This window comes from Acidobacteriota bacterium (genome assembly GCA_012517875.1).
Taxonomy (GTDB): domain Bacteria; phylum Acidobacteriota; class JAAYUB01; order JAAYUB01; family JAAYUB01; genus JAAYUB01.
The window spans coordinates 20,432-32,121 of record JAAYUB010000102.1 but is presented as its reverse complement, the minus strand read 5'-3'; the positions used below and the strand labels follow the sequence as shown (position 1 = coordinate 32,121).

Annotated in this window: 11 protein-coding genes; all 11 read right to left on the bottom strand. The window is 65.9% G+C overall.

Annotated elements, in window-relative coordinates; translation table 11 throughout:
• Positions 1-639 (bottom strand): FHA domain-containing protein (locus GX414_11090; GenBank protein NLI47639.1); only part of this gene is annotated, 639 nt, incomplete at its 3' end.
• Complete coding sequence (locus tag GX414_11085; GenBank protein ID NLI47638.1) at positions 632-1,396, bottom strand: 3',5'-cyclic-nucleotide phosphodiesterase; 765 nt, start codon at positions 1,394-1,396, stop codon at positions 632-634. The genes GX414_11090 and GX414_11085, both read right to left, overlap by 8 nt.
• Before the next feature lie 98 nt (positions 1,397-1,494).
• Positions 1,495-2,853, bottom strand: a complete 1,359-nt coding sequence (locus GX414_11080) for a CCA tRNA nucleotidyltransferase (GenBank protein NLI47637.1) — start codon at positions 2,851-2,853, stop codon at positions 1,495-1,497.
• The gene (locus GX414_11075; protein ID NLI47636.1) at positions 2,846-3,586 is read right to left on the bottom strand and encodes a 1-acyl-sn-glycerol-3-phosphate acyltransferase; all 741 of its coding nucleotides are present in this window, start codon (positions 3,584-3,586) and stop codon (positions 2,846-2,848) included. Before GX414_11075 ends, GX414_11080 begins: the two co-directional genes overlap by 8 nt.
• A 194-nt stretch (positions 3,587-3,780) precedes the next feature.
• Positions 3,781-3,969, bottom strand: a complete 189-nt coding sequence (locus tag GX414_11070; protein ID NLI47635.1) for a zinc ribbon domain-containing protein — start codon at positions 3,967-3,969, stop codon at positions 3,781-3,783.
• 182 nt (positions 3,970-4,151) lie between these two features.
• Positions 4,152-4,358 carry a DUF2892 domain-containing protein gene (locus tag GX414_11065; GenBank protein ID NLI47634.1) on the bottom strand — a complete coding sequence of 69 codons (207 nt, stop codon included), beginning with the start codon at positions 4,356-4,358 and terminating at the stop codon, positions 4,152-4,154.
• Between the two features lie 72 nt (positions 4,359-4,430).
• The gene (locus GX414_11060; GenBank protein ID NLI47633.1) at positions 4,431-5,297 is read right to left on the bottom strand and encodes a universal stress protein; all 867 of its coding nucleotides are present in this window, start codon (positions 5,295-5,297) and stop codon (positions 4,431-4,433) included.
• Positions 5,298-5,310: 13 nt separating this feature from the next.
• Positions 5,311-8,493, bottom strand: a complete 3,183-nt coding sequence (locus GX414_11055; GenBank protein NLI47632.1) for an efflux RND transporter permease subunit — start codon at positions 8,491-8,493, stop codon at positions 5,311-5,313.
• A 5-nt stretch (positions 8,494-8,498) separates the two neighbouring features.
• Positions 8,499-9,647, bottom strand: coding sequence for an efflux RND transporter periplasmic adaptor subunit (locus GX414_11050; GenBank protein ID NLI47631.1), 1,149 nt, complete (start codon positions 9,645-9,647; stop codon positions 8,499-8,501).
• Positions 9,648-9,742: 95 nt separating this feature from the next.
• Positions 9,743-11,116, bottom strand: a complete 1,374-nt coding sequence (locus GX414_11045) for a TolC family protein (protein NLI47630.1) — start codon at positions 11,114-11,116, stop codon at positions 9,743-9,745.
• A gap of 49 nt (positions 11,117-11,165) precedes the next feature.
• Positions 11,166-11,576 carry a hypothetical protein gene (locus GX414_11040; GenBank protein ID NLI47629.1) on the bottom strand — a complete coding sequence of 137 codons (411 nt, stop codon included), beginning with the start codon at positions 11,574-11,576 and terminating at the stop codon, positions 11,166-11,168.
• Between the last annotated feature and the right edge of the window lie 114 nt (positions 11,577-11,690).

The window sequence follows — 11,690 nt, the reverse complement described above, 5'->3', positions numbered from 1 at the left end:
GGTCCGGGAGAAGCTGATGTCCTTCTCCGAGCGCGACGCGGAGGGATGGCGCAGCTTGATCACATAGGGCACGAGCTCGTTCGTCTCGTCCTGGAGCATGAGGAAGCCGCGGTCCGCCTTCAGGTACTCGAACACCAGGTCCATGACGCCGGAGAGCACGCTGTCCAGGCTGTTGGAGCCGATCAGCGCCTTGGTGGAGTTGAAGATCACCTGGATCATCTGCTGGGGGTCGCGCTGGAGCTGGGGGGTGGTCTTGCCTTCGGAGAGCGAGAAGCGGGAGATGGGGAAGGCGATGGTCATGTTCGCGTCGGTCTCATACTCGTCCGACAGGTTGACGCGTGAGACCAGCGGGTTGCAGAACGTCACCACCACCGTGCCCAGCTTGATCCGGTCGCCGTGGCGCAACAGGTGGCTGGTGATCTGCTGGTCGTTGACGAACGTGCCGTTGACGCTCTTGTTGTCCTCGATCAGGAACTGCTCCCCCTGTCGGTAAATCCGGGCGTGGTACCGGGACACCTGGGGAAAGGCCAGCACGACATCGCAGGCGGGCGCCCGGCCGATGGTGTTGGACACGCTGGTCAGGGGAAATCGGCGGGACTGCGACTTGTCCCGGAGTTCCAGGTAAACATTTTCACTCAATGTGGATCCTCTCCCCCGCGCGGGCAATGTGCATGCACGGACCGCGCAATCCGTCGATCTCCCGCTCGATCTGTTCCACGTACTGGTTCTTGTAGTGGGTGAGGTAGATCGGCACGTGCTTCTTCAGCTTCCGAAGCTCCCGCTCGAGGAGCTTCGGCGTGAGATGTCCCGACGACTGGGCCAGGTCCAGGTAGGCGTCGGGGAACGAGATTTCGCTGAAGATGGCCTTGAGGCGCGGGCTGCGGTTGGCCTCGATCCAGATCACGTCGCAGATGGTGGTGTCTGACGTGAACAGCACCTGGCTCCGGGTGGTCTTCTCCTCCAGCACGATGCCATAGGTCGGGACCGGGTGGTTCACGGGGAACATGTAGAAGGTGAACCGCTCCAGGTCCACCGGCTGGTAGGGCTCCGCGTCGCGCAGCGTGAAGAAGTGGTCGGAGATGCTCTGCAGCTCGGGCCACAGGACATTGTTGAACAGGTGCTTCTTGACCATGGCCAGGTTGTGCGCCGTGGCGTGGATCACGGGCGGTGGGGCGGAGTCGGACCAGCGGTTGTCGATGAAGATCGGCAGGGTGGCCAGGTGGTCGATGTGGGTGTGGGTGACGAGGATGTTCTGGATCCGCTTCTGCTCCGCCACGGTCAGGCCCAGCCCGATGGCGCCGGCGTCGATGGCCAGCTCGCCGTTGATGACGTAGGTGGTCAGGATGAAGCGCTGCGAGAGTTCGCCCGGATAGGTTCCGAGGATCTGAATATCCATGGCACAATCCTTGGCGGTTGTCCTTGCGGCTGGTTATTGCTCCGGCGCCATCACTATAGCATAAATCATCGGCGGCGCAACAGGGTCCCTGCGGACGATCAGTGGCCGGCCGACCGATACCGCCGGCGGACGTGCTCCAGCGCCGCCTCGCGAGTCGTGAGCCGGTCTTCGAGTTGAAGGGTCTCGACCTCGTGCAGGATGGTCTTGAACTGGGGTCCCGGCTGGAAGCCCAGCTCGATGAGGTCGCGGCCGGTGAGGAGCGGCGGCGGACTGATGGCCGCCGTGCCCAGGGCGGCGAGCTGCTCGCGGCAGAAGGTGTGATGGTCCAGCAGGCGGTGGGAGCCCAGGCAGTCCAGGCGGTGCAGTTCCAGGTGAAGGTCGAAATCGTCCATCCGCAGGAAGCGCTTCAGCCGGCTGGGCCGCATCTCCTGGACGTGCATGAACTGCAGGTGCGACGCCACCAGCGCGCTGACCCGTTCGGTCTCCTCACGCGCGAAACGTAGCCGCTCCATGATCCGCCGGCTCAGGGCGACGCCCAATTCGACGTGGCCGTGGAATCGGATTCGGTCCCGGATGCGGAACGTGGGCGGCTTGGCGATGTCGTGGAGCAGGATCCCCATGGCCAGGGCGCCCGGCAGTGGGTAGTCGGCGGCGGCGAACATCGCCCGCACGTGGGTGAACACGTCGCCTTCGGGGTGGTAGGTTTCCGGCTGGGGGATGCCCACCATGGCGCTCGCCTCCGGCAGGATGGCGGCGAGCAGTCCGGAGCGTTCCAGCAGGTCGAGCGCAGTGTCGGCTCCCCGGCGGGTGAGGCCTTTGAGGAGTTCCTCCCGGATGCGTTCGGGCGCCACCCGGTGGATGGCGGGCGCCAATCGTCGCAGAGACTCCCACGTGGCCGTATCGATGGTGAATCCCAGACCGGCGGCAAACCGGACGGCCCGCATGAGCCGGAGGTGGTCTTCGCTGAAGCGGTCATCCGGCGCGCCGATCGTCCGGATGCACCGGGCTGCCAGGTCGGCTTCGCCGCCGACGTAGTCGATGATGACCCGCCGGCGGGGATCGTAGAACAGGCCGTTGACAGTGAAGTCGCGGCGGCGCGCGTCCTCGGCCGGTGTGCTGAAGCGGATCCCTTCGGGATGCCGCCCGTCGCGGTAGGCCAGGTCGGCGCGGAACGTGGCGACCTCGAACGGAATGCCATCCAGCTTCACCAGGATGACGCCGAACTGCGCACCCACGGCGCGGTGGTCGGGGAAGAGGCGCTGGATCTCCGCCGGCACGGCGTCGGTGGCGATGTCGACATCCTGGACGGGGCGGCCGAGCAACAGGTCGCGGATACATCCACCGGCGAAATAGGCCGTGAAGCCGGCCGCGTGCAGCGTCGCCACGATGCGACCCGCGGCCCCGAACAGGACCGGGTCGACACCCGACGGTTCGTAGGGTCGGAGGGGTTCAGGCATCATGTGGCGCCGGCCCGGGCTGGGTGTACACCGAGAGCATCGCGGCGCGGACGCGCTCGGCCAGCTCTTCCGCATCGCGGGTGGTGAGACCTGTCGTCTCGATGGGCGGCAGCACGGTCATGTGGATGTCGCCCGGCTGGATGCGCATCGAGGCCTTGGGGAGCAGGAACCGGCTGCCGGCAATGGCGATGGGCACCACGGGCGCCTGGGCGTAGATGGCGATGAGCAGTACCCCCTTCTTGAAGGGCAGAATCACACCCTCGGGATTGCGCTGCCCTTCGGGGAACACGAGCACGCTGACGCCGCCGGCGATCCTGCGTGCGCCGTCGCGGATGCTGCGGAGCGCCTTGCGCGGCTCGCCGCGATGCACGGGGATGTTGCCGCTCCGGCGCAGGTGCCAGCCGAGGAACGGGACGCGGAAGAGCGACTCCTTGGCGGCGAACCGAAACTGGACCGGGAGGTGCGCCAGCAGCGTCCAGATGTCGAAGAAGCTCTGGTGGTTGGAGGCGAAAACGCACGGCCGGTTGAGGGGAATGTGCTCCACGCCGACAGTGGTGACGCGAGCACGGCTGATCCAGAGGATGAAGCGGGCCCACGTCCGGGCGCACCAATGCTGCTTCACCCCGCTGCCGTCGAACAGCGACATGATCACCGACAGGCACGACATCAGCCCGGTGAAGGTGATGATGATGGGGTCGATCCAGATCCAGCGGTACGACGTTCGTTCCGCCACGCCGGGGTCTCCTGCACCCGAGATCGTTCCAGTCTATCCCAGGGTGGAAGCGCGCGCAAGTGCGAAGCGGTCGGCGGCTCCGGCCGGCCGCGGGACCCGCAAGAAAATTGATCCGGCGCGCAGTGAACACGCCGCGCCGGACCGGACGGTGGCCGTCGGTGGATGGGGCGGCAACTCCGCCCCCGGGATCAGGCTCAGCCGATGGGACCGGATGCGCATCCGGCGTGACCCGGTGACCCGGCGCTGGCGAAGGTCGAGAACTCACGATCCACCTTCTCCGAGCCGCAATGGGGGCAGCGCACGTCGGCGTCGTCGTCGGACAGGCGCCGCAACGCTTCAAACGTTTTTCGGCACTCCCGGCAGAAGTATTCGTACAGCGGCATGGTCACCTCACTCCGCATCCGATGGCGGCGGCTGTTTCCGATCCCGGGACCCGAGATCGCAGGCGTCGGACATTCAGGTCTTGACGCCCAGGCGGGGTAGGATGACCGCCTGGAGCAGGATCCAGATCCCGACGAACATTAAAATCGTCAACATCTCGGACATGGAATTGCCCCGCCTCTCGTCACTGTCTGCATGGGGTGGTATCAGGCACGCCCAGCTTGCGCAGGATGGTCATCATGGGGCACCAGTTCGTGAAGGCTGACTGGAAGAGGTTCAGCCCGACGAACGCGGTGAAGTAGAACCAGTTCGAATGGACCCAGACGCCCAGGGCCACGGTGAGCAGAATGAAGAATCCGGCGATCAGTCGAAGCAGGCGATCAACGGTCATAATGTGTCTCCTTTGGACTCGATCCGCTTGAATCGGTCAATAGTATTGGATGATGCAACCCGCCGGTTCGTCTCAGACGACTGGAACGGCCAGCACGGCGCACGACGCGTGCCGGGTGATCCGGGCGACGGTGGCCCCGAGCACGGTGACGTCCTGAAACAGCTTGTGGCGGGTCGGCAACACGATGAGCTCCGCGTGCGACTCCTGCGCCGCCAGGAGGATCTCTTCGGCCGGTTTGCCAGGCCGAACCACCTCGTGGAGACGGCAGCTGGTGCGGGCGGTGTCCGGCACCCAGGCGCACAGGGCCTCCCGCGCGGCGCGTTCCACGTCCGGGTCCGGCGCCGCTTCCGCCACGTGGAGCACCTGGAGCTCGGCCGCAAAGGCCGTGGCCAGCCGGGCAGCCAGCAGCAGCGCCGGCCGGGCGTCCTCGCCGAGGTCCACGGGGCAGAGGATGGTGCGAATCTCCGGGAAGGCGGCGGGGTCCTTTTCTGCGGATAGCTTGACCGCGAGTACCGGCCGGTCCGCCAATCGCAGAACCCGTTCGGTCACCGAACCCAGCATGATCCGGTCGAGGGCGCTGTGACCGTGTGAGCCCATCACGATCATCTCGGCGTTCCGTTCGGCGGCCAGCCGGATGATCGCTGGAACCGCCAGATCCTGGACCACCACCGGCTCGGTGGCGACGGCCGGGGCGATCATCCGGCCCGCCTGGTCGACCAGCGCCTGCCGGGCGACGGTGCGGGACTGGTCGAGTTCCTCGACGAGGATGTCGATCTGTCGCGCCGTGAAGTGCGGCGGCGGCAGGAACCGGTCGGCATATAGGGCGACCAGCGGACGGGACAGCCGGAGTGCCAGCTCACCGCCCCAGCGGAGGGCGTGGCCGGCTTCGGCGCTGAAGTCCGTGGGGCACAGGATCGGTCGGGCGGAATCGGCGCTCATGGTCTCCTCCTGATCAGGCTGGTGGTGCAGCCGGGTGTTTGTGCCACCGGCGGTGCACCACGAAATAGACGATGGGGACGGTCATGCGCGACAGGGCCAGCGAGGCCACCTCGCCGGCCATCAGAGCGATGGCCAGCCCCTGGAAGATCGGATCGAACAGGATCACCGCCGAGCCGACGATCACCGCCGCCGCCGTGAGCATCATGGGGCGGAATCGGACGGCGCCAGCGTCGATCACGGCCTGGTCCAGGGGCATCCCCTCGCGCAAACGCAGCTCGACGAAATCGACGAGGATGATGGAGTTGCGGACGACGATCCCCGCGCCGGCGATGAAGCCGATCATGGACGTGGCGGTGAAAAAGGCGCCCATGAGGCCGTGGGCCGGCAGGATACCCACCAGCGAGAAGGGGATCGCCGCCATGATGATGAGCGGCGTGTCGAACGACTGGAACCAGCCCACCACCAGGATGTAGATGAGCAGGAGCACCGCGGCGAAGGCGATGCCCAGGTCGCGGAACACCTCATACGTGATGTGCCACTCACCGTCCCACTTGAGGACATACCGATCGTCGCTTTCGGGCAACCGCGCAGTGAGCTGTTCGATCCGGTACCTCTCGGGCAGTCGGATTCCGTCGATCTTGGGCCCGAGGGCGAGGATCGCGTAGACCGGGCTCTCGTGGGCCCCGGCCACGTCGGCGGTCACGTAGGTCACGGGCATCAGATTCTTGTGGTAGATGCTCTTGTCATCAATGGTCCGCTCTGCCCGGACAAGTTCCGACAGGGGCACGAGCCGGCCGTCGGGCGAGGGGAGTTTAAGGCTCAGGAGGCGGTTCAGGTCGGAGCGCGCCGCGCGGTCCAGGCGCATCCGGATGTGCACATCCTCTTTCTCCAGTTCGCTGTGGAGCAGACCGGCCGACTCGCCGGCGGTGGCGATCCGCAGCGTCCGGGCGATGTCATCCTCGGAGATTCCGTGCAGCGCGGCCTTTTCTTTGTCGACCAGCAGGTTGGTCTTCGGCTGGTCGTCCTCGAGGTACATGTCCACATCCACCACACCCTCGACGCTTTCGAAGATGTCCCGCACCTGGCGGGCCAGCCGGTGCTGGCCGGCCTGGTCGGGGCCGTAGATCTCGGCGACCAGCGTCTGAAGCACCGGCGGGCCCGGCGGCACCTCAGCCACCTTGATCCGTGCGCCGAACGCCTGGGCAACGGGCACGAGGTCGGCGCGGACCTTCTTGGCGATGTCATGGCTTTGGAGATCACGGTCGCCCTTGGGCAAAAGGTTGACCTGAATGTCGGCCACGTTGGCGCCCTGGCGCAAAAAGTAGTGCCGCACCAAGCCGTTGAAGTTGAACGGCGACGCCGTGCCGGCGTACGTCTGCAGGTCCACCACCTCGGGGTGTTCCAGCACCTTCTCGGCCAGGCGGCGGGTGACCATCGCGGTGGTCTCCAGGGTGGTCCCCTCGGGCATGTCCACGATGACCTGGAATTCGCTCTTGTTATCGAATGGGAGCATCTTGACTTCGACGAACTCGATGAAGATCAGTCCCACCGAGCCGAGAAGGAGCACGATCACCATCAGCAGGAAGCCGTACCGGTACGCCGGACGGTGGAGCAGGTAGTCCATCACCCGCCGGTAGAACCGGGTGAGCAGATCCTCCTGCTCGTCGTGCCCGTGGCTTCCGCGCAGTTTGAGGAGCCGGACCGCGGCCCACGGGGTGACCAGGAAGGCGACGATGAGCGAGAAGATCATGGCCGCCGAGGCGCCCACCGGGATGGGCCGCATGTAGGGGCCCATGAGCCCGCCCACGAAGGCCATGGGCAGGATGGCGGCAATAACGGTCATGGTGGCCAGGATGGTGGGGTTGCCCACCTCGTCCACCGCCTCGATGGCGATATCGACGAGGGGGCGCCCCTTGTTGGCGGCCATGCGGGCATGGCGCACGATGTTTTCCACCACCACGATGGCATCGTCCACCAGGATGCCGATGGAGAAGATGAGCGCAAATAGGGTGATCCGGTTGAGGGTGTACCCGTACAGGTAGAACACCGTCAGGGTGAGGGCCAGGGTCACCGGGATGGCGATGAAGACGATCCAGAGCTCCCGGATGCCCAAGGTGATGCCGACCAGGATGCTCACCGAAACCACAGCGATGGCCATGTGGAAGAGCAGCTCGTTCGATTTCTCCGAGGCCGTCTCGCCGTAGTGGCGGCTGATGGTCACATTCACGTCGGCCGGGATGACTCGGCCCTTGAGGCTCTCGACACGTTGCAGGACCTCCTCGGCCACGGTGATGGCGTTGGTCCCCTTGCGTTTCGAGATGGACAGCGTCACCGCCGGGCGGAACGTGCCGTCGTGGGCGTGCATGACGTACTGGACCGGCTCCTCGCCGCCGTCGGCCACCTCGGCGACGTCGCGGACGTAGATCGGCTTGCCCTGGGCGATGCCGACGACCACGTTCCCGACGTCGGCGGCGCTGGCCAGGAATTGGCCCACCTCCAGGGTGAACTCACGGTTGTCGGCGGCGAACCGGCCGCCGGAGAGGCGCCGGTTGAACGCACCGAGCGCGCCGTACACCTGCATGGGCGACAGGCTGTAGGCGGCGAGTCGTTTCTCGTCGAGCACCACCCGGACCTCGCGACGCTGGCCGCCGATGATGGTGGCCGCCGAGACGTCGGGCGCCTGTTTCACGGTGTCATGCACCTGGGCGGCGATGCGACGCAGGTCGAAGTCGCCGTACCGTTCGCTCCAAAGCGTCAGCGCCAGGATGGGCACGTCGTCGATGGAGCGCGGCTTGATCAGCGGCTGAGAGGCGCCCGGCGGGATGAGGTCGAAATTGGCGAACATCTTCTGGTTCAGCTTGACGATGCTGTCTTCCTCGTCCTCGCCGACGTAAAAGCGAACGATGGCCATGGCCATCCCCGGGCTGGAGGTGGAATAGATGTACTCGACACCCGGGATCTCCCAGATGAGCTTTTCCATGGGCTTGGTGACCCGCTCTTCGACTTCCTTGGCACTGGCGCCGGGCATGGCGACGAAGACGTCGAGCATGGGCACCTTGATCTGCGGCTCCTCCTCGCGGGGGAGGCGCCACACGGCGAACGCGCCGAGCGCCAGCGAGGCGGCGATGAACAGCGGCGTCAGCTTCGAGTTGATCCACGAGCGGGCGAAGCGGCCCGCGATGCCGAGCGGTTGCAGCTCTTTCACGACCGGACCTCCACCTTGGCCCCGTCGGACAGGTCAGCGGTGACGGGATAGATGATCGACTCACCGGCGGCGAGACCGGAGAGAACCTCGCGGCGGCCGTCGCGCTCGGTGCCGGTGGTGACCATGCGCAGACGGGCCGTGCCCTGGTCGGTCACAAACACCCACTGCAGCTGGCCGCGGGTGCGGATAGCGTCGGCGGGCACCGTCAGCACGCGGCGACTGCCCACGGCGAAGGTGGCCCGGCCGAACAGTCCGGAGCGCAGGTCCGGCGCAGCCGGCAGGTCGATTTTGACCAGGAAGGCGCGGGCCGCGGGATCCACGGCCGGAACAACGTCGGACACCCGGGCGTCGATCCGGCGGTTCAAGGCGTCCAGCGTGACCGTGACCGGCGCGCCTGGCCGAATCGAAGCCAACTGGGATTCGTCCACCGACGCTTCCAGGCGGTAGTCGCCGCGCCGCTCCAGGGTCAACAGCGGCACTCCCGGCGCGGCCAGATTGCCCGGCTGCGCGGTTTTGTCGATGACCACGCCGGCGAAAGGCGCGCGGATCTCGGCGTATCCGGTCATGATCTCGGCTGATCGGACCCCCTCTTCCGCCTGCCGGATCCTGGCCTGAAGCTGATTCTGCTTCGACAGGGCCATCTCGTGGTTGGCCTCGGCCATCTTGAGGCGGGTGACGACCTCGTCGAATTCCTGACGGGAAATGGAGCTCTTGTCGAACAGGTTGCTCATCCGCCGATGGGTGGCCCGAGCCAGCTCGAGATTGGCCTCGGCGGCGCGGATGGCGTTCTCAACCTCGGTCGTGGCGTCCCGCGCTTCGGCCAGGCCGGCCTGGGCGGTCCGCAGGGCCGTTTCCTGGTCCCGGGCGTCGAGCAACACGAGCAGATCGCCCGCGCCCACGGCATCGCCGGCCTGGACGCGCACCTCCCGCACGTACCCCATCACCTTGCTCGCAATCAGGGCGCTGGTTCGGGCGCGCACGGTGCCCACAGCCTCCAGGGTCGCCGGCCATTCGGTCGGCTGGACGACCAGAGCCCCGACGGCGACGGGCGTTCCCGGGGTCGGGGCTGCGGCCTTCTCGGGTGCACCGCCGCAACCCGCCAGCAGGACGACCAGAAGGGCGACAGGCAGAATATTGCGGAACATAGGATTGAACCTCCCTGAATTGAATGCGGCGGAATGGAACCGACGGACTCCGGTGTTGTTCAGTTGCTGCATCATGGCGCTGTTCCTCTCGGCGATCATTGGAAGAGGGGGCTGTCCAGATTCAGCCGACCGGCCGCCAGCTCGAGGTTGGCGTGCGCCAGGTGGTACTGGTAGATTGCCTGGCTCAGGCTGGTGCGGGCGGCCGTCAGCGCCGTCTCGGCGTTCAGCAGGTCGGTGAGGGGGGCCATGCCCGCCTCGTAGCGGTCCTTCATGATCCGCAGGCTTTCGTCCGCCTGGGCCACCGCCTCCGCGGCAACCTGGTGCTGCTGGCGGGCGGTGCTCCTGCGGAGATAGGCATCCTTGACCTGCAGGCTGATGAGTTGGGTCAGGCGACGGAGCTGCGACTCGCGGGCGCGGGTGTTGGCCTCGGCTTCGGCCACTTTGGCTCCCTTGTACATACCGTCGAAGATGTTATATGACAGCTGCACACCGAGCAGGTAGTTGGCGCCGGAGGAACCGGACCGCGTGCCCTGGTCGTATTCGAACGTGGCGAAGGCGCCGACCTGGGGCCGGTTGTAGCCGCGGGCCTCGTTAACCTGCTCACGGCCGACGGCAATGGCGCGCTCCATTTCCGCTATCTCCGGTCGGTTAGCCAGTGCGGCGGCCAGCAGCGACGCCTCGTCGGGCAGCGCGTCGCCGCGCATCGCCAGCGGTGTGGCCGGTTCAAAGCCTTCGCCGAGCTGCCGGCCGGTGTCGATGTCCAGCGCGGAGACGCTCAGCCTGAGGTTGTTCTCCGCCTCCAGCAGTTGCCGTCTCACCTCGGCGATGTGAACCTGCATCCGGAGCAGGTCCGACTTCACCACGAGCCCCGAGTCGAACATGTTCTGGATGCGGGTGAGGCTGGCTTCGGCGGACCGGCGGGCGGCTTGGACGGTCTCCAGGTTCTGCCGCGCGAGCTGAATGGCATAGTAGTGAGTGACCACTTCCAGCAGGAGTTGCTGCTGGGTCTGGTTCAGCCGTTCAGCGGCGATTTCCTCGCCCAGCCGGGCCATTGCGCGCCGCGCCTGCGTCTGGCCGCCCTGCCAGATCGACTGGTACAGGGTGAGCTCGGTCTTGATGTTGTTGATGGGATCCGGATTGTTCAGCAGCTCGATGTCGAAATCGGAGGCGGAGAACTTCTCCTGGGTCAGCTTCGCTCCGAAGACGTAGATCGGGTTGTTGCCGTTGGTGAAGCTCTCCTTGAAGTCGAGACGCGGCAACTGCTGCGATTTTGCCTGCCGGCTCACCTGGCGCGCGGCCTCCTGCTGTTCCCGGACCGCCTGAACCGAAGGATTGTGGGCCAGAGTCAGTTCCGCGGCCTCGCGTAGAGTGAGCAGGCGGGGTGCGGACGCGTCCGCGGCGGCCAGCCAGGCCCCAAGCGCCGCCCATGCCACCCAGGACGACGCCAGTATACGGGGTGTCATCGCCATCTTAAGCTCCTTGAATATAAAATATCGTGCGCGCTGGATCATGTGCTTCTCAGCGAATGTGCCATTCGGGTTCCAACTGGCCGATCAGCCAACGGCAGCGAGCCGCTTCCGTCTCGTCCTCCAGCAGCTCCGCCAGCACCATCCGGTTGCAGGCGGTGGCACTGGAGTCGGCCTGACGGCAGAGAGCGCCCAGCCGGGCCCGAAGCCCGTCGATGAATTCTGAAGAAAAACGAAGGCCGTACTGACGGATTCGGCCGATGTCCAGCGCCGGACTCATGGTCATGATCCGGCGGATGATTTCGGAAACGTCTCGGCAGCGCAGCTGAACCGCGTAGCAGACGAGCAGGGCATAGAGGGCCGGCTCCTGCTGGGCTCCGTCGGCGACCAGGGCTTCGAACAGGGGAACTGCTCGCTCCGGTTGTCCTTCCGCAAGGTATTTATTGGCCAGCATCGCGTTCATGGAGTCGTCGGCATCCTCCTCACGGCGCTCGTGAACCTTAACCAATCGCACTTCTGATGCCAAATGCGAGTATAGTATGTAACACATTGATAAATAATTAATTAAAATAAATCC